Consider the following 17,156-nt stretch of genomic DNA (forward strand, 5'->3'; position numbering starts at 1 on the left):
GTGTTGGTCAGCGCGATAGCTGGTTCATCAGTGCAGTCCGGCGTCGTCCTCGCCAGTGCAGCAGGCCGCGCAGGAATCCGGATCCGTAGGCGAAATGGAACGTGGCGATGGCGATGGGGAGCTGGGGCAACAGGCTCCAGCCAGCTTGCCTCGCGATGGTCAGGCTCCCGACGGCCAGGAAGATCGCGTAGGCTCCCAGTCCCAGGCAACCGGCATACCAGGCCGGCCGCCACCAGAAGCCAGCAAGGCCGGTCATCAGCAGGAACAAGAGGAACAGCCCTGGTACCAGATGCCGCAACGACGCGGGCCGGCCGTGCTTGCGGATGACCGCGACCTTCCAGAAACCATACTGGTGGTACTGGCGGAATAGGTCGCGAAAACAGCGGCGGGGCGAATACCAAGAGCGGATGTTCGGGGATTGCCAGACGATGCCGCCGGCCTTGATGATCCGGAGATTCAACTCGTCGTCCTGGTTGCGGACCAACTGCTCATCGAAGCCGCCGAGGTCGAGCAGTGTCTGCCTTCGCCAGCACCCGTAGGTCACGGTATCCACCGGTCCCTCGTGATCGGCGAAGTGAAACTGCGCGTTGCCCACGGAGAAGGGGGAGGCGTAGGCCGCGGCGATGGCGCGTTGCCGTCGCCCGTCGGCGAGGGTCCGGGCCGGACCGCCCACGTTGTCGGCTCCGGTCCGGTCCAGAGTCTCGAGACAGGCCTGGACATAATTGGTTGCATAGCGGCTGTGAACGTCCATGCGGACGATGACCTCGCCGCGGGCGGCCGCGATGGCGAGGTTCAGACCGGTCGGGACGATCCTGGCCGGATTGTCGATGACACGAACGCGAGGCTGATGCCGGCAATGCTCGGCCAGGATCTCCCGGGTGCCGTCATCGCTCTGGCCATCGGCGATGATGACCTCCCAATCGCCTATGATGCCGGTCTGGCGCTGCAGGTCTTCGAGGAACGGGACGATGAACTCGCGCTCGTTGCGGCAGGGGATGATCACCGATACCTGCATGGGATTCGTGGTCATGAATCTTCTCTGCCGGCATCGAGCGCGAGGCCGATGTGCTTGCGGAAGAACACCGAGCCACCCCACTGTCCATCGACCTGCATGCCAGTCTTCTTGTAGAACGCGATGGCTCGTTCGTTGTCGGCCTCGACGGACAGACCGTATTCGGAGGCGCCCGCGAGGCCGGATTCGAAGGCGGCGACGAGATTCTTCGCCACGCCCTGGCCCTGGCTGGCTTCCGCGACGGCGATGCTGAGCAGTCGGTGCGTGGTGGTGGAAACGCTGGCGGGTCGTTCGGCAGGAGAGGCGAAGCGGGCGGCAATCCTGTGCCAGGCTTGAGACCAGAGTCTGGGGGTCACCAGGATGTGCCAGGCGAGGCGGAGCCGGGCGCGCTGCACAAATCTCTCGCGCGCCTGGTCGAGCACTTCGGTGCGCCCACCCATGACGAATCCGAGCAGCTGCTGAGCCTCGTCACGGGCCACGAGGAAGAGGGCGTCCTGCAGGAAGGATGCGTAGAAAAGGATGATGATGCGAGCAGGCAATCGTCCGAGGAAATGGTCATGGAACATTATGGTGTGCAAGGCGGCCACGTCCGCGAGGTCGGTTGCACAGGCTGGGCGGATTTCGATTCCGGGGGTGCTCATTGGGCTCCTCGGGGACGATGGTGCTGGTGGCCAGAGGCTTCAGCCAAGCAAGCGGCGCACGGCAGCGATGATATCATCCAGGTCGCGATCGGATAATCCCCCATGCAACGGCAGGCTCACCAACCTGGCGTAGGCATCCTCGGCCACGGGGTGTACACCAGGCTGCCAGCCGTACTTGTCACGGTAGTACGGATGCAGATGGATCGGAATGAAATGGACCGAGGTTCCGATGTTGGCGGAATGCAGGTCCGTGATGACGGTGTCCCGAGGTAGGCGGGCCTCATCGCGCAACCTGACCGGAAACAGATGCCAGGCGCTTGTTACTCCCACACGCTCCACCGGCAAGATCAGGGGCAATCCGGACAGTTCCTCCCCATACCGGGCGACGATTTCCCGCCGCCGCGCCTGCATCCGGTCCAGCTTCCGCAGCTGTGCCAGCCCGATGGCCGCGAGCACGTCGGGCAGGTTGTACTTGAAGCCTGGCATCACCACCTCGTAGTACCAGCTGCCGCCCTTGTCGTACCGCTTCCAGGCATCGCGGCTCATGCCGTGCAGGCTTGCCACGCGAGCCTTGTCGATGAACTCCGGCGATCCGGTGAGCATGCCGCCCTCGGCCGTGGTCAGATTCTTGGTGGCGTAGAAGCTGAAGCAGGTGGGATTGTCCTCCTGGCCGATCCAGCGGTCCCCGTAGCGGGCCGGCAAGGCGTGCGCGGCGTCCTCGACGATCTGCAAACCGTGCTGGTCGGCGATCCGCCGCAACGCCGTCATGTCGCAGGGATGTCCGGCATAGTGTACCGGCAGGATCACCTTCGTACGCTCGGACACGGCCGCGGCGACCAGAGTCGGGTCCAGATTCAGGGTGTCGGGTTCCACGTCCACCAGCACCGGCGTGGCCCCCACATGTTCGATCACGCTCACCGTGGAGCAGAAGGTCATGGTGGAGGTGATCACCTCGTCGCCGGGGCCCACGCCCAGGACGGCCAGCGCGGTATGTAGCGCCGCAGTGCAGGAATTGACCGCCAGGGCGGCGGGGCTTTGCAGCCTCGCGGCGAAGGCCTCTTCGAAGGCGCGGCACTTGGGACCGGTGGTGATCCAGCCGGAGCGTAGACTGTCGGTGACCTCGGCGATCTCGTCCTCGTCGAGGCAGGGCGGAGAGAACGGCAGGAAGCTGTCGCGCATGGATTTAAACCCTCCGGCTGGAATGATGCGCAAAGGATAGGGATCGGGCCACGGTGGCGTCCAGTGAAAGATTGCCTAAAGATGGCACGTATCCTGCAGAAGAATTCTACGTGACAAGCTCTTGTTGTGAATTAGATTGCCAAATCCTGACCCGTTTGTATCGTGGGTCAGTCCAAAGCTCTGGAGGGAATACATTGCCGCGTCACATGGAAGTGGCTCTCTGCGGTGTCGGATTGCTACTGCTGTCACCTTTGCTTCTGGTCGTCGCAGCTCTCGTCAAGCTCACCAGTCCCGGACCGGTCTTCTTTCGGCAACGCCGATTGGGCCAGTTCGGGCGGCTTTTCGACCTCATCAAGTTCCGTAGCATGGTGGACCGTCCGCATGACAAGGGGCCACAGGTCACCGCCAGTGGTGATCGTCGGATCACGCCACTCGGGCGCCTGCTGCGTCGCAGCAAGCTGGACGAGCTGCCGCAGCTCTGGAACGTGCTCCGCGGGGACATGTCCCTGGTGGGGCCCCGTCCCGAGGTGCCGTGCTACGTCCAGCACTACCCGCAACTCTTCGGCCTGGTGCTCCAGCAGCGACCCGGGATCACCGACGTCTGCACCCTGCAGCTCCGGAACGAGGAGCAGATCCTGGCCCAGGCCGACGATCCCGAGCGGTACTACGTGGAGCGTTTGCTGCCCCGCAAGCTCGCGGCCTCGATCCGTGAAGGCTGGCGGCGGGACTTCTGGCGCGACCTGCGGATCATCCTTGCCACCATCGTGCCGGTCTGGCGGAATCTGGCGCCGCTGCCGGATTTCCGACCCCTGGCCAGCCTCTACACCTTGCCGGAGGGGCCACGAGGCATGATGGCCGCCGCAGCGGGTGCAGAGATGGAGGAGCGGATCTGGCCGGAAGCGCCGAGGCCGCTCAAGGTCGAAGCGGGCGCCTGAATCGATCCCATGGGGCCCTTCCTGCTGGTGCAGGGAGGGCCTTGCCTTACCGAACCGCATGGGCTATACTCCTATAACACTCCAATGAGAGCGCGATAGGACTCATGGCAGACAAGGTCACCCTCAAGATCCCCCGGCCGCTCTACGAGCACATCCAGACGCTCATCGAGGGGTCCGGCTTCAATTCGGTCACCGATTTCGTGGTCTTCGTGCTGCGTGACCTGGTCTATCAGGGCGGCAGAGCCCAGCCGGAGGCCCGCTTCAGCGGCGAGGAACTCGAGAACATCAAGGACAAGTTGCGGAAGCTGGGCTATCTCTAGTCGGCAATCCGCGGGAAGGGTCGCATTTCATGGAAGCCCCCAAGAGCAAGAACATCACCTGGTCCGACTCCCACGTCACCTACGAGATGCGCATCGAGCGCAACCGCCATCAGGGCGCCGTGGTGTGGTTCACCGGCCTGTCCGGGGCCGGCAAGTCCACCATGGCCCAGCTCGTGGAGCGCGAACTCTTCGAGCACGGCTGCCATTGCTACATCCTCGACGGCGACAACGTCCGTCATGGCCTGAATCGCGACCTGGGCTTCAGCCCCGAGGATCGGACCGAGAACATCCGCCGCATCGGCGAGGTGGCCAACCTCATCCGCGACGGCGGCTCCATCTGCCTGACCGCCTTCATCTCGCCCTACCGGGCCGACCGGGACAGCGCCCGGGCCGTCTGCCCCGAGGGCGATTTCATCGAGGTCTACTGCCAGTGCGCCCTGGAGGAGTGCGAGCGCCGTGATCCCAAGGGGCTGTACAAGAAGGCCCGGGCGGGGGAGATCCCCGAGTTCACGGGCATCAGCGCACCCTACGAGGAGCCGGAAAACGCCGAGATCGTGCTGGAGACCGACAAATTCACGCCCCAGGAGTGCGTGCAGCAGGTGGTGGAAGCGCTCCGCAAGCGGGGCGTCATCACGGCCGGCGAATAGGCTCCATCAACGACAGCGAGTGGCGGACGCGGCCGTTCCTCCGGCAGGGGCGGCCGCGTCCGCGTTCACCTGCGCACCTTGTCTTGCCAAGCTCGGGCTGATCGCCTATATTCGGCCCGGGCGCGGATCCAGGATCCGCGTCGTAAGTGTGCCTGACGGCACGCTACAGTCCACAGCGGGTCGACCGATACCCAAATCTCCCTGAGCGTGAACCATTGGCAGCGACTCGGGCAGGTGGTCGGCCTGCGGCCATCGTGACGCGTAAAGCGTTTCGTTTTTTCTGGAGGTTCTCGACGATGGCGCTCAGCAAGGATCACAAGGACCAGGTCATTTCCAAGCACAAGAAGCACGAGAACGATTCCGGGTCTCCCGAGGTTCAGATCGCGCTGCTCACCGAGCGAATCAACACCCTGTCCGCCCACTTCAAGATGCACGCCAAGGATCACCATTCCCGGCGTGGTCTGCTGAAGATGGTCGGGCAGCGCAAGCGCCTGCTGAACTACCTCAAGAAGAAGGACCTGGAGGGTTATCGCGCCCTGATCAAGGAGCTTGGTCTACGCGGCTAATTCCGGCCTGCGTGGGTGTCACTGGTTGGCGGGCTTGATCTCCCGCACCGGGATTTTCATGGCATCTGGTCACCAGCGCGAAGCTTGAGCTGCAGCGTGGTCGTGGCGGCGCGTGATCGCCACGACCCTTAAGTATGCCCACGACCGGATGTGCGCCGCCCGCGGGCGGTATCGTCAAAAGCAGTTGGTTGAGGAAGGAACTTGAATACCATGGAAAAGCACGTTGTCAGTCTGGAGATGAACGGGACCACCTTCAGCCTCGAGACCGGACGCATGGCCAAGCAGGCCAATGGCAGTTGCGTGGTGCGTATGGGCGACACGATGTCGCTGATGACCGTCACGGCTGACAAGAATCCCAGCGACCGCGATTTCCTCCCGCTCTTCGTGGAGTATCGCAACAAGACCTATGCCGCGGGCAAGATTCCCGGTGGCTTCTTCAAGCGTGAAGCACGTCCCACCGAGCGCGAGACCCTGTCGGCGCGGCTCATCGACCGCCCCCTGCGGCCGCTGTTCCCCGACGGCTATCGCCACGAGACGCAGGTCGTCGCCTTCATCATCTCCGCCGACACCGATTTCCACGCCGACGTCCTGAGCATCACCGGCGCCAGCGCTGCGCTGGCCCTGAGCGACGTGCCGTTCCACGAGATCGTCTCCGGCGTGCGCGTCGGCCGTATCGACGGCGAGTTCGTGATCAACCCCTCGGTAAGCCAGCTCGAGGAGTCGGATCTGGACCTGATCGTCGCCGGCACCGACGACATCGTCTGCATGATCGAGGGCGAGTGCCTCGAGGTCAGCGAAGACGTCCTGCTCGATGCCATCGAGTTCGGCCACGGCTGGATCCAGAAGCTCAACGCGCTGCAGCGCGACCTCGTGGCCGCCGCCGGCGCCAAGGAGAAGTGGGCTTTCGTTTCGCCCGTCTCCGACGACAGCAAGCTCGTCAAGGTCGAGGAACTCGTCGGCGCCGAGCTGAAGACCGCCATGGTCACCCGTGGCAAGTTCGAGCGCTCCGCCGCCATGTCCGCGCTGAAGGACAAGGTCAAGGCCGCCTTCACCGACGCCGACGGCGTGGTCGACAGCGAGGCCGTGGAGATGTTCGGCAAGCTCGAGAAGCAGTACCTGCGGACCATGATCCTCGACGAGGGCGTGCGCAGCGACGGCCGGGATCTGACCACCGTGCGGCCCATCACCATCGAGGCCGGCGTGCTGCCGCGCGCTCATGGCTCGTGCCTCTTCACCCGCGGCGAGACCCAGGCGCTGGGCACCTGCACCGTGGGCAGCAAGCAGGCCGAGCAGCGCATCGAGCCGCTCAACGCCGAGCAGTACTGGAGCAAGTACTACCTGCACTACAACTTCCCGCCGTTCTCGGTGGGCGAGGTCGGCCGCTACAGCGGGACCGGCCGGCGCGAGATCGGCCACGGCAAGCTGGCCGAGCGGGCGATCCAGCCCATCCTGCCCGACCTCGAGGACTTCCCCTACACCATCCGCCTGGTCTCCGACATCCTCGAGTCCAACGGTTCGAGCAGCATGGCCACGGTCTGCGCCTGCTGCCTCGCGCTCATGGACGCCGGCGCGCCCATCAAGCGACCGGTGGCCGGCGTGGCCATGGGTCTGATCAAGGAGGACGAGAAGGTGGCGGTGCTCACCGACATCCTCGGCCTCGAGGATCACCTCGGCGACATGGACTTCAAGGTCACCGGCACCCGCGAGGGCGTCACCGCCTTCCAGATGGACACCAAGATCGGCGGCATCAGCCGCGAGATCTTCACCAAGGCGCTCACCGACGCGCGCAACGCTCGCTTCCACATCCTCGACGAGATGGCCAAGTGCCTGGCCGAGCCGCGCAAGGAGATGTCGAAGTTCGCTCCGAAGATCGACACCATCCAGATCCCGGTGAAGAACATCGGCCAGCTCATCGGCCCGGGCGGCAAGGTCATCAAGAAGATCCAGGAGGAGACCGGCGCCACCATCGAGGTCGACGACGAGGGCATGGTCTTCGTCTCGAGCATCGACCAGGCCAGCGGCGAAGCGGCCCTCGAGTGGATCCGCGGCATGATGGCCGAGCCCGAGGTGGGCAAGACCTACACCGGCCGCGTGGTCTCCATCGTGGACTTCGGCGCCTTCATCGAGTACCTGCCCGGCAAGGAGGGGCTGCTGCACATCTCGGAGCTCGAATGGTTCCGGGTGGGCGATGTCTCGGACGTGCTGCAGGAGGGTGAGGAGGTCGAGGTCAAGCTGGTCGAAGTGGACAGCCGTTCGGGCAAGGTCCGCCTCAGCCGCAAGGCCTTGCTGCCCAAGCCCGAAGGCTACGAGGAGATGAAGCAGGACGATCGCGGCGGCCGTGGCCGCAGCGGTGACCGGGATCGCGGCGGCGACCGTGGCGGTCGCGGCGGCAGCCGCGGTGGCCGCAGTGGCGGCGGCGGCCGGGGACGCCGCTAGCGTGAACCTCGGACGTTATCATGGTGAACTGCCGCCCCGCCGGAGCATCTTGCCCGGCGGGGCGGTGTTCCTGGAAGTGCCAGTCCCCACCGCGCATGCGGTGAGCTTCGGGCTCTGGGTACGACGCGGCAGCGCCGCCGAGGCCCCGGGGCGCGAGGGGATCACCCACTTTCTCGAGCACATGGTCTTCAAGGGCACGCCGACCCGCGACGCCTACGCCATCGCCACGGCCTTCGACGCCATCGGCGCCATGGTCGATGCCTTCACCACCAAGGACTACGTGGCGTTCACGCTCAAGGTGCTGCCCGAATTCTTCGGAGAGGCCGTGTCCATCATGGCGGACATGGTGCTGCGCCCGGCGCTGGATCCACAGCTCATCGCACTCGAGCAGGACGTGGTCTGCGAGGAGATCCAGGAAGCCCTCGACACCCCCGAGGACCGGCTCCACGACGCCTACGCGGCCCACGTCTACCAGCGGCACCACCGCGGCCGGCCGATCCTGGGCACTCCCGAGACGGTGCGCAGCTTCGACCGCGAACTGCTCGTGGCCGAACACCGGCAGCTCTTCTCCGGATCCAACCTGGTCCTGGTTCTCGCCGGCAATCTCGAACCTGGCTTCCGCGACCTGGTCGCGACCGAGTTCTCCGGCCTGGCCGTTCCCACCGAGCCGGCCACCATCGGTCCACCTGCACCCGACCCCGCGCTTCGCCAGCCTTCCGATCTGGTGATCCAGAGCCCCGTGCTGCAGACCTACTTCGAGATCGGCAATCTCGGCGTGGCCACCAGCCACCCGGATCGGGTGCCGCTGCTGCTGCTGAGCAACCTGCTGGGCGGCGGCATGAGCAGCCGAATCTTCCAGGCGGTCCGCGAACGTGAAGGCCTGGCCTACACGGTCTACACTTACACCGACATGGGGCTCGACACCGGTCTGGTCAGCTGTGCTGGCAGTTGCACTCCCGAGAAGGAAGCCCGCGTGCGGGAGGTCGTCCGACAGGAGTACCGTCGACTCCTCGCGGAGGGCGTTCCCAGCGACGAACTCGAGAGCAACAAGGCCCAGATCAAGTCACAGATCGTCTTCGCGCTGGAGGGCGGGCACAACCAGTTGTTCCGGGCTGCGAGGAACGAGATCTATTTTGGCAGGTTCCTGCCGGTGACGGAGCTGGTGGCGATGATTGACTCGGTGGATCGGGAGACGATTCAGGGGTGTGCGGGGGCGTGGTTCGACCCCGACCGACTAGTCTGTGCCGCGCATCGCCCTTGTTCTGCCTAGAAGATTGTTGCGGGCCCACACATTGCCTGGTGTGGCCCTATGCAACCCAAGAGAGTCACACAGCAGGCTTTCAAACCACCTCACTGCCCGAATCATAAATGCACTTATCACTATGGCTTGCACGATCTTTGGCCCTATAAGCTCAATGGCACATTCCTACGTCAAACCGCCCCATTTTCGGTTCAACGCTACATCTGTCTGAGCTGCCGGCGATCGTTCTCTACTCAGACCTTCCGCTCAACCTATTGGCTCAAACGGCCGGAACTGCTCCCCAGGATCTTCATGATGACCATTGGCGGTATGGCCAACCGACAAATCGCCAGAGCCCTCCGTTGTGCTCCAGGCACTGTCGATGCCATGCTGCAACGGCTGGGACGGCACAGTTTGCTCTTCCAGCGACAGTTGATGCAAGAAGCGTCTCCCTGTGTGGACATCGTTGTTGATGGCCTGGTGACCTTCGAGTACAGCCAATTCTTCCCGTTCGAACTCTTGGTCGGGGTTGGTTTCAACGACAGCTTCATCGAGTATTTCACCGACGCCCCAAAGCGGCGGTCAGGAACCATGACGGCCCGGCAGAGGAAGCGACGTCGCGAGCTCGAGTCGCAAATTGGACGGCCTGATCCGCGGGCTGTGCAGATCGGCATGAAAGAACTGTTCGCGGTTAGCTTGCGGGGAGCCGAGCGGGCGGTCGTGCACAGTGATAAGCATCAAGCTTATCCTCGGGCGTTGCGGGGGATCGCCTGTGAAATCGAACATCGGCGGACCGATTCGCGGGCGCGTCGGGACCGGCGTAACGAGATGTTCGAGATCAACGCGCTGGATGCGTTCATCCGGCACAGTTGTGCTAATCATCGTCGAGAGACGATCGCGCAGGCGAAGAGGCGTCAGGACGGCTGTTATCGGTTCGGAGTGTTCGCGTTGTGGAAGAACTACGTCAAGCGTCGGTGGGAGAACGGGTGCCGGGTGTCGGCGGCGATGTTGCGGGGCGTAGTGGATCGGGTGTTGACGGTTGAAGATATCCTGGAACGACGGTTGTTTCCGAGTTTGGTCACGCTACCGCCGCGGTGGGATGACTACTATTGGAGACGTGTGGAGACGCCAGTGCTGGGAGTGAATCGAAGGCATGAGTTGAAGTACGCGCGTTGATGTGAGCGCCTTGGTAGATGGTGCAGGATTGGAATCGTTGTGTTCGAGCAACAATCTGCCAGGCAGAATCTAGAGGGAGAGACGGTAGGCATTGCCGGCATCAAGGCGAGCATACTGCCACCCCAACCGATCAATAGTCTCCCAAGTCCCCCGCTGCAACAACCCATCCTGGACCAGCGCCTGCAACTGCTCGGGAAAGCTGCCGTGCTCGACGCGATAGTGGCGTGCAGCCTCGCCGACCTCGTCCTGCAGTTGTCGCAACCGGAGCATCCGGCATACTTGCTGGCTCTCGTCGAGCCAGGAGACCAGCATGGCTTGCTCCAGGGGTACGCCCTGTTCCGGGGCCGGGGCCGCCAGGCCGATCAGTGCGGTTTCACCGAGGGCCAGGGGCGTCCAGCGGAACGCGCCGAAGCCCAGGAGCAAGAGGAACAGCAGCAGGCTCAGAAGCGGTTGGCGGAGATTGCCCAGCCGTTGTCCACGATCCTTCTTCGGCTTGCCCCTCTGCTCGCCTTCCTGCTCGTCCTCGGGGATCACCGCCGCGATCCAACCTTCATCAATGAAGGTCTTGAGCATCTCGCGGGTGGTGAAGCTGTCGGTCCGGGCGAGGCGGATGATGCGGCCGAGCGGTCGACCGCCCAGGGCCAGCTTGATGACGCGGCGGCCGGTGGCGGATAGTGCATCCGGTGGCGGTGGGGTCTCGCCCTGCACGAAGGTGATGGATTGGCTGGGCAGCAGGCGTCCGAGTTCGGCTTCCTCGTCCACGCGTCGGGCGGCCTCCATCAGAAGTCCCTGCACGTCCATCTGGATACGCCAGCGGACTCCAGGCGGCGTGTCCTTGGTGGCGGTGAAGTTGTAGCGACCGCGGCGCATCTTCATGCCGCGATGGGCGGCTTCGCGAGCCGCATTCATCAACACCGCATCCAGGGCTTCCTTGGTCATCAGCTCCTCGGAGACCAGGATCTCGGCGAGGTCGAGCGAACTGTTCTGACGGATGTAGCCGATGTGCGCCCACTGGCTCTCGGTGAAGAAGCCATAATTGCGCAGGAACGTCTCCAGGGGGTCGGGGGCCTCGCTGCGTCGGTCGCGCGTGGAGATGAGGACACCCTTGTCGAAGATGAAGACCATCTCCCGGTGACCCTCGAGCACCAGGAAGCCACTCTTCTGCTGGCTGGCGATGAGCTGGAGGATCTCCGCCAGATTGAAGTCGTGGAGCTGTCCCTTCAGTGCCATGTCTTGTCTCCCTGATGTCTACGTCGTGATACGGTCATGCCTGTCACTGGCTGGTGGCCGGGCCACCATGGCACTGGACGAATCGTTCGGGTAGTCGGAGGCGGAGCTTGGTGCCATCGATCAGCGCGGTGCTGTAGACCAGGACCAGGAGCACCCAGCCGGCCAGGACGGGCCAGCCCAGCAAACCACACCAGCCGGTGGCCGGCAGGGGCAGCCAGACCGGATGCACGGTCTCCTCGGCCAGGCTCAGGCCCGGGGAAGCCCAGGCGGCGGCGGGATCGAACGCCCAGCCGAAACCGATGAGGTAGACGGCCAGGGCCAGCAGGGTCAGCCGGGACAACGCCCGCATGTTCTCGCCGATGGCCAGATGCGCGGCGCCGGGCAGGAGGCGGGCCAGCAAGGCCAGCCTGGCCGTGGTGGCCAGTCCCACGGTGCGGCTGCGGTTCTTCAGCAGGGTCGCCAGGACCATCTCGCTGCGCGATCGGTCCGCGGTCTCGTTGCATTCGCGGCAGATCAGCGCGCCGCCACGATCGACACAGCAGCTGCGACAGATCTCGTTGCCGCAACTCTCACAGGTGCGGATCTCGTCCACGACGCCGCCCCAGTAGGCGAGGATCACGCCTGCGGTGAAGAGGCCGGCCAGGACGATGAACAGCGGCAGCGGTGGCGAACCGAGGAAGTAGTTCCATGATGCCAGCCAGGCCAGCGGCGGATAGTTGGCGGCCTCGCTGTGGGCGCTCGCCTTCAGGTCTTCCCGCGAGAGGGACAGGTAAACGGCGGGCGAGTAGTTCTGGGCGCCCTGGGTCCCTTCCTGTTCGACGGGAGGATCGAAGCCGAGGCGGCGGGCGTCCTCGAGGGCGCGCCCGGCCTCGGGCACGAAGAGCTTCTTGAAGTAGACCTGGGCCTGGTTGTAGGGGATCTCGCCGCGGTCCGGTGCGAGTTCGCGGGCGTGGAGGTAGCCGGCCAGGGCTTCGTCGTAGCGGCTGGTGAAGTAGGAGTTGTTGGCCACACCGACCAGGGCGGTGAGGTTGCCGCTGCTCTGGTCGAGGACTGCCCGGAACTGCTCGTTGCTCGCGCTGAAGCGACCGCGGCGGGCCTCTTGCAGGCCCAGGGCCTGTCGCAGGCGGAGCTGGCGGGCGGGGTCCTCGGCGCCGGCCAGGCGTTCACGCAGTTCCTGGATCAGCTGGGTCGAGGGAGATTCCTGCCCTGCCCGCACCAGCAGCGTGGTCTCGCTGGAGGGGTCGATCACGGCGACGCAATCGCGCATCCAGGGCCAGTTGGGGAAGGTCAGGACCAGGGCCAGCACCCAGGTGGTCACGAAGATGGTGCGGCTGCGGCCGCGGGCCTGCAGGAGCAGGATCACCGAGAACAGCGCCAGGCCGCCGAACCAGCCCGGCCGGGCCAGGATGATGGCGAAGATCAGGATCCAGGGCACCCAGTTCCGGAGTCGGTGGTTGGGATCCCGGAAGAGCAGGGCGGAGATGTCGTGGGCCAGGGGACGCCACCAGGCTGCCAGGCCGGCCGCCACCAGGAGGCTCCAGAAGACCGCGAGCAGGAGCACCGCAGCCTGGTGGGCCTGGATGGCGAGGCGGGGGATGGCCAGGGGGTCGGCGATGACGCTGCGGAGGGCGCCGGGCAGGTGCCAGACGAAGGCGCCAGGGTCGCGATTGCGCAGGGCCTGTGTGACTTGCCAGATGGGGATCCTGCTGTCGCCAGGCCGGGCGTTCAGGGCGGCCCGGACCTTGACGTCCGCCTGCTGCGGGAGTCCCTGCTCGGCGGCATGGCGGGCGGCCCGGAAGAGACGGTCGCCGGTGGTGGGGTCGTCCAGGCGCGGCGGCACCCGGGGGGGGGCCGACCGGGGGATGACGGTGGTCGAGACGTCAGGCAGGACGTTGCGCGAGATGGCCAGGCTGGCGCCGCTGACCGGCGGCGGTGTGGTTTCCAGCGTATCCAGCGGGGCGGCTTGCTCGGCCACGGCCGGTGTCGTCCAGATCGCACAGAGGACCGTGATCAGGATCGATCCCGCCAGATGGCGCCAGGATTCGCATGGGGCGATGCTCGGTTGCTGGCGAAGGTGTCGAGTCACGGCGCTGCTGCCTCTCGAAGGTTGCATTTCCGGGGGCCCGGCCGGAGTATGGTCGACGGCTGGCCACCCGCAACAGGTCGCGGGTCCGGTGGTGGCAAAACGCCACATCATTCCTTCTGCGGGTGGGAAGGTTCAATGTTCGTGCCGGGACGTTCCCAGGATTCCTCATGGTTCCACGTGGCGGTCGGCCGTAGGGGGCCGGACGTGTTCCAGGCGTCCGCAGCCCTCGATCGCGCGAAACCGGGCCTTTTTGCTGCCGACCCGGCTGGCCTACGGTTTTCCCTGGTTCCCCTGGCGGTCGGGGGAACGGATGCATGCACTTTGCAACCCTGGGGCCGCGGATGAGGCTGGGGCTGCTCGATGACCGGGCCGCGGTCCAGCGAGCCCTGATCCTGCTGGCGGCGGGCGTCTGCGGGCTGGGGGGATTGCTGGTGGCCCACGGTCTGCCCGCCAGTCCGGTCCACGACCGGCTGGCGCAGATCCTGGAAATCCTGGCCGTGTCGCTCTTCCTGGTCGAGCTGGTGGTGGCCTGGTGCCAGCGGACGGGAGCCCGGGCGTTCCTGCGCCAGCGCTGGCCGGGGCTGGTGCTGTCGTTCCTGCTGCTGCTGGAGCTGGTGGCGGTACGGGTCCTCGGCACGCGCCTGCTCGCCGGGCAGACCTTCGACTGGCTGCGACCGACTTCGCTGACCCAGATCTTCCTGGTCGTCCTGCAGCTGCACATCACGGCCCTGGTCCTGGTCAATCTGCCGCGCCTGCACGGCCGGTTCGCGTCGCTGCGGATCCGTCCCGGCGTGGCGTTCCTGCTGGTCTTCGCCGTGGTCATCGTGGCCGGAGCCGGTCTGCTGAGCTTGCCCGAGGCCACGCCCGCTGGCGATCCCATCGGTCTGGTCGACGCGCTGTTCACCGCCACCAGTGCGGTCTGTGTCACCGGGTTGATCGTGCGCGACACGGCCAGCGAGTTCACGCGGTTCGGGCACGTGGTGATCCTGATCCTCATGCAGCTGGGCGGACTGGGGATCATGAGCCTCACGGCGGCGCTGGCGCTGTTGCTGGGCCGCGGGATCGGCGTCCGCGAGAACAGGCTCATGCGCGAGGTGTTCCAGGTGCCCATGCTGCAGCAGGTGCGACCGATCCTGCGTTTCATCCTGCTCTGGACCCTGGGCACCGAGACGCTGGGCACCGTGGTGCTCTACTCGAGCCTGGACGGACTGGTGGCCGACCCCGGCGACCGACTCTTCTGCGCGGTCTTCCACGCGGTGTCCGCCTTCTGCAACGCGGGCTTCAGCACCTTCGCGGACTCGCTGGTGGGCTGGTCGGCCCGACCGACCGGAGTGCTGGCCGTGGCTGGACTCCTGATCCTCGGCGGATTGGGCTTCGTGGTGGCGCTGGACCTGCTGCGTGTGGCCCACGCTTCCGGCCGCGGTTTGCCGCGATCGTCGAAGCCCCGGCTCTCGCTCCAGACCCGGGTGGTTCTCCGCTGGACCGCCGGCTTGTTGCTGGTGGGCACCGTGGTGCTGCTGGGGCTGGAGCGCGGCGGAGCGCTGGTGAAGTACGGCTGGCGGGACGGCCTGCTGCACGCGTTCTTCCAGGCGGCCACGTGCCGCACCGCCGGCTTCAACAGTCTCGACCTCACCACGCTGGCTCCCGCCTCGCTCTTCGCCATGATCTTGCTCATGTTCGTGGGCGCGGGACCAGGATCCACCGCTGGCGGCGTGAAGATCTCCACGGTGGCGGTGGTGGCTGCCGAGATCCGGGCCATCGCCGCCGGCCGCCGCCAGGCGCGGATCGGCGGGCGCGAGCTCGAGGATCAGGATCGCCATCGCGCCACGGTCGTGCTCACCGCCGCGGCGCTGCTGGCCGCGCTGGGGACCCTGGTGCTGCTGATCACCGAACGGGCCCCGTTCCTGGTCACGGCCTTCGAGGCGGTGTCGGCGCTGGGCACGGTCGGACTCAGCCTGGGGCTCACGCCGGCGCTCTCGGTGGTGGGGAAGATCGTGGTGATGCTGCTCATGTTCGTGGGGCGCCTGGGGGTCCTGACCTTCGCCTATGTCCTGGTCCGCCCCGCCAGGGATGCTACGGTACGTCTGCCGCGCAGCGGCATCATGATCGGCTGATACCGAACGAAAGGAGGTCGCGATGACCAGAGTGGTCGTCATGGGGATGGGCCGCTTCGGGTCGGCCTGCGCCCGTCGATTCTACGATCAGGGAGCCGAGGTCCTGGCCATCGACCGCAGCCAGGCGGTGATCCAGCGGGCCACCGACACGGTCACCGCGGCCATCGCCTGCGACGCGACCGAGCGCACCAACCTCACCGCCTACGACGTCGGCGACATGGATGTGGCGGTCGTGGCCATGGCCTCGAACTTCGAGGCCTCGGTCCTGGTGACACTGCATTGCCGCGAACTGGGGGTGCCGCTGGTGGTGGCCAAGGCGATCAACCCGATGCAGAGCAAGGTCTTGCATGAGGTCGGCGCCCATCAGGTGGTGATGCCCGAGGAGGAGATGGGCGAGCGTCTGGCCGACCACATCCTAGGCGGGAACATCGTGGATTTCGTGGAGCTTCCCGCCGGCTACAGCCTGCGCCGCCTGCCGGTGCCGGCGGCCTGGTCGGGGAAGAGTCTGGCCGATCTGGAGCTGCTGGGCAGCGAGCGGATCAACCTGGTGCAGATCGTGCGCACCGAGGTCGGGGACGGCGAGGAACGCTTCATTCCACTGCCGCACGGAGCCACCGTGTTCGAGCCCGGTGATCTCATGGATGTCATCGGACAGAACGAGGTTCTCGCGGCCCTGGCGACCGCCTGAACAGCCTCGGTGGATAGAATTTATGCTTTGCACACCGCCGCAGCCGGGGTATCTTGTGGCCGTTCCGATGAGGTGGTGTCAGGATGGCACCACCTGCTCGCTGTAAGATTCGAAAAGGATTTCTCATGTTGGCGCGTCGATCCCGCCCTGCCCCAGGGCAACTAGGCGCCGCAAGCCCGAGGAGGGACACGATGAAGATGCGGAATCTCGTCCTGCTGGCCGTGCTGGCGGCGGCCGTCACCCTGGCTGGTTGCTCGTGCAAGGAGTACGAGGAGCAGATCATGGCGCTGGATGCCCAGATCGCCGACCTGCAGCAGCAGCTCGGCGAGCGCGAGGCCACGCTGGCCGAGTGCAACGACCTGACCGATGAGCTGCGCAAGAACATCAAGGAAGCCGAGATGGAGAACGCGGTCCTCGTGGAGAAGATGAACGAGGTCGTGATCATCGACCTGGACGACACCGTCCAGTTCGCCTCCGGCCAGGCCATGGTCCTGGAGACCATGGTGCCCGCGCTGCAGGCCATCGCCACCACGCTCCAGCGTTACCCCGACTGGGACATCTTCGTCGAGGGCCACACCGACGACAAGAAGATCCTCGAGGAGTACCAGGAGAAGTGGCCGAGCAACTGGGAGCTGGGCGCCTTCCGTTCGTCGGCGGTCACCCGCTACCTGACCAACGACCTGGGCCTGGGCACCGACCGCTTCGCCGTGGTCAGCTACGGCCCCTACCGGCCGATCGCGGACAACGGGACGGCGGATGGTCGGAGCCAGAACCGGCGGGTGCGGATCGTGCTCCACAAGCCGGAGAAGTAGTCGGCGTCAGCTCGAGCGAACTGCGAAACCGCCCGGCCTTCATGGCCGGGCGGTTTCTTGTAACGCTCGTGATG

15 protein-coding genes are annotated in these 17,156 nt (G+C 65.6%); 10 read left to right on the plus strand and 5 right to left on the minus strand.

Annotated features, from left to right (window positions below; all coding sequences use genetic code 11):
* Positions 1 to 7: 7 nt before the first annotated feature.
* From IFSED24_RS03785 to IFSED24_RS03795, 3 genes are read right to left on the minus strand one after another with little or no spacing between them, the layout of a single operon-like run.
* Positions 8 to 1,030: a glycosyltransferase family 2 protein gene (locus IFSED24_RS03785; protein WP_491333893.1), complete on the minus strand. Its 1,023-nt coding sequence runs from the start codon at positions 1,028 to 1,030 to the stop codon at positions 8 to 10.
* Positions 1,027 to 1,653: a GNAT family N-acetyltransferase gene (locus IFSED24_RS03790; RefSeq protein ID WP_491333894.1), complete on the minus strand. Its 627-nt coding sequence runs from the start codon at positions 1,651 to 1,653 to the stop codon at positions 1,027 to 1,029. The genes IFSED24_RS03785 and IFSED24_RS03790 overlap by 4 nt, the downstream gene beginning before the upstream one ends.
* 39 nt (positions 1,654 to 1,692) lie before the next feature.
* Complete coding sequence (locus tag IFSED24_RS03795; RefSeq protein ID WP_491333895.1) at positions 1,693 to 2,832, minus strand: DegT/DnrJ/EryC1/StrS family aminotransferase; 1,140 nt, start codon at positions 2,830 to 2,832, stop codon at positions 1,693 to 1,695.
* Between the two features lie 194 nt (positions 2,833 to 3,026).
* Here IFSED24_RS03795 and IFSED24_RS03800 point away from each other — a divergent pair, with 194 nt between their 5' ends.
* The 7 genes from IFSED24_RS03800 (at position 3,027) to IFSED24_RS03830 (ending at position 10,152) form a co-directional block, all read left to right on the plus strand.
* The gene (locus IFSED24_RS03800; RefSeq protein ID WP_491333896.1) at positions 3,027 to 3,767 is read left to right on the plus strand and encodes a sugar transferase; all 741 of its coding nucleotides are present in this window, start codon (positions 3,027 to 3,029) and stop codon (positions 3,765 to 3,767) included.
* Positions 3,768 to 3,871: 104 nt separating this feature from the next.
* Complete coding sequence (locus IFSED24_RS03805) at positions 3,872 to 4,087, plus strand: CopG family transcriptional regulator (RefSeq protein ID WP_491333897.1); 216 nt, start codon at positions 3,872 to 3,874, stop codon at positions 4,085 to 4,087.
* A gap of 29 nt (positions 4,088 to 4,116) precedes the next feature.
* A complete protein-coding gene (cysC, locus tag IFSED24_RS03810; protein ID WP_491333898.1) occupies positions 4,117 to 4,734 on the plus strand; it encodes an adenylyl-sulfate kinase in 618 nt (205 codons plus the stop codon).
* Positions 4,735 to 5,030: 296 nt separating this feature from the next.
* The gene (gene rpsO / locus IFSED24_RS03815; protein ID WP_491333899.1) at positions 5,031 to 5,300 is read left to right on the plus strand and encodes a 30S ribosomal protein S15; all 270 of its coding nucleotides are present in this window, start codon (positions 5,031 to 5,033) and stop codon (positions 5,298 to 5,300) included.
* Positions 5,301 to 5,510: 210 nt separating this feature from the next.
* Positions 5,511 to 7,736 (plus strand): polyribonucleotide nucleotidyltransferase, encoded by a 2,226-nt coding sequence (pnp, locus tag IFSED24_RS03820; RefSeq protein WP_491333900.1) that lies wholly within the window; start codon positions 5,511 to 5,513, stop codon positions 7,734 to 7,736.
* Position 7,737: 1 nt separating this feature from the next.
* The gene (locus IFSED24_RS03825; protein ID WP_491333901.1) at positions 7,738 to 9,006 is read left to right on the plus strand and encodes a M16 family metallopeptidase; all 1,269 of its coding nucleotides are present in this window, start codon (positions 7,738 to 7,740) and stop codon (positions 9,004 to 9,006) included.
* Positions 9,007 to 9,288: 282 nt separating this feature from the next.
* Positions 9,289 to 10,152 (plus strand): hypothetical protein, encoded by an 864-nt coding sequence (locus tag IFSED24_RS03830; protein WP_491333902.1) that lies wholly within the window; start codon positions 9,289 to 9,291, stop codon positions 10,150 to 10,152.
* A gap of 69 nt (positions 10,153 to 10,221) precedes the next feature.
* On the opposite strand, the gene IFSED24_RS03835 is transcribed toward IFSED24_RS03830, so the two are convergent.
* Both IFSED24_RS03835 and IFSED24_RS03840 read right to left on the minus strand, forming a co-directional pair.
* Positions 10,222 to 11,382, minus strand: a complete 1,161-nt coding sequence (locus IFSED24_RS03835; RefSeq protein ID WP_491333903.1) for a DUF4388 domain-containing protein — start codon at positions 11,380 to 11,382, stop codon at positions 10,222 to 10,224.
* Positions 11,383 to 11,425: 43 nt separating this feature from the next.
* Positions 11,426 to 13,468 (minus strand): tetratricopeptide repeat protein, encoded by a 2,043-nt coding sequence (locus IFSED24_RS03840; protein ID WP_491333904.1) that lies wholly within the window; start codon positions 13,466 to 13,468, stop codon positions 11,426 to 11,428.
* Positions 13,469 to 13,782: 314 nt separating this feature from the next.
* On the opposite strand from IFSED24_RS03840, the gene IFSED24_RS03845 reads away from it, so the two are divergent.
* The 3 genes from IFSED24_RS03845 to IFSED24_RS03855 all read left to right on the plus strand — a co-directional run bounded on the left by IFSED24_RS03845 (position 13,783) and on the right by IFSED24_RS03855 (position 17,082).
* Positions 13,783 to 15,582 carry a TrkH family potassium uptake protein gene (locus IFSED24_RS03845; RefSeq protein ID WP_491333905.1) on the plus strand — a complete coding sequence of 600 codons (1,800 nt, stop codon included), beginning with the start codon at positions 13,783 to 13,785 and terminating at the stop codon, positions 15,580 to 15,582.
* Positions 15,583 to 15,604: 22 nt separating this feature from the next.
* On the plus strand, positions 15,605 to 16,270 hold the full coding sequence (locus tag IFSED24_RS03850; RefSeq protein WP_491333906.1) for a potassium channel family protein: 666 nt from the start codon (positions 15,605 to 15,607) through the stop codon (positions 16,268 to 16,270).
* Between the two features lie 191 nt (positions 16,271 to 16,461).
* Positions 16,462 to 17,082 (plus strand): OmpA/MotB family protein, encoded by a 621-nt coding sequence (locus IFSED24_RS03855; protein ID WP_491333907.1) that lies wholly within the window; start codon positions 16,462 to 16,464, stop codon positions 17,080 to 17,082.
* The last annotated feature ends 74 nt before the right edge of the window (positions 17,083 to 17,156 follow it).

It is taken from the genome of Candidatus Latescibacter sp. IFSED24, assembly GCF_058273205.1.

What these genes read in the sequence shown, in the direction of transcription:
- IFSED24_RS03835 (WP_491333903.1), bottom strand. Translation starts at nt 11,382, where the DNA reads ATGGCACTGAAGGGACAGCTCCACGACTTCAATCTGGCGGAGATCCTC.
- IFSED24_RS03785 (WP_491333893.1), bottom strand. Translation starts at nt 1,030, where the DNA reads ATGACCACGAATCCCATGCAGGTATCGGTGATCATCCCCTGCCGCAAC.
- IFSED24_RS03805 (WP_491333897.1), top strand. Translation starts at nt 3,872, where the DNA reads ATGGCAGACAAGGTCACCCTCAAGATCCCCCGGCCGCTCTACGAGCAC.
- rpsO (WP_491333899.1), top strand. Translation starts at nt 5,031, where the DNA reads ATGGCGCTCAGCAAGGATCACAAGGACCAGGTCATTTCCAAGCACAAG.
- IFSED24_RS03850 (WP_491333906.1), top strand. Translation starts at nt 15,605, where the DNA reads ATGACCAGAGTGGTCGTCATGGGGATGGGCCGCTTCGGGTCGGCCTGC.
- pnp (WP_491333900.1), top strand. Translation starts at nt 5,511, where the DNA reads ATGGAAAAGCACGTTGTCAGTCTGGAGATGAACGGGACCACCTTCAGC.
- IFSED24_RS03790 (WP_491333894.1), bottom strand. Translation starts at nt 1,653, where the DNA reads ATGAGCACCCCCGGAATCGAAATCCGCCCAGCCTGTGCAACCGACCTC.
- cysC (WP_491333898.1), top strand. Translation starts at nt 4,117, where the DNA reads ATGGAAGCCCCCAAGAGCAAGAACATCACCTGGTCCGACTCCCACGTC.
- IFSED24_RS03795 (WP_491333895.1), bottom strand. Translation starts at nt 2,832, where the DNA reads ATGCGCGACAGCTTCCTGCCGTTCTCTCCGCCCTGCCTCGACGAGGAC.
- IFSED24_RS03845 (WP_491333905.1), top strand. Translation starts at nt 13,783, where the DNA reads ATGCACTTTGCAACCCTGGGGCCGCGGATGAGGCTGGGGCTGCTCGAT.
- IFSED24_RS03830 (WP_491333902.1), top strand. Translation starts at nt 9,289, where the DNA reads ATGATGACCATTGGCGGTATGGCCAACCGACAAATCGCCAGAGCCCTC.
- IFSED24_RS03855 (WP_491333907.1), top strand. Translation starts at nt 16,462, where the DNA reads ATGAAGATGCGGAATCTCGTCCTGCTGGCCGTGCTGGCGGCGGCCGTC.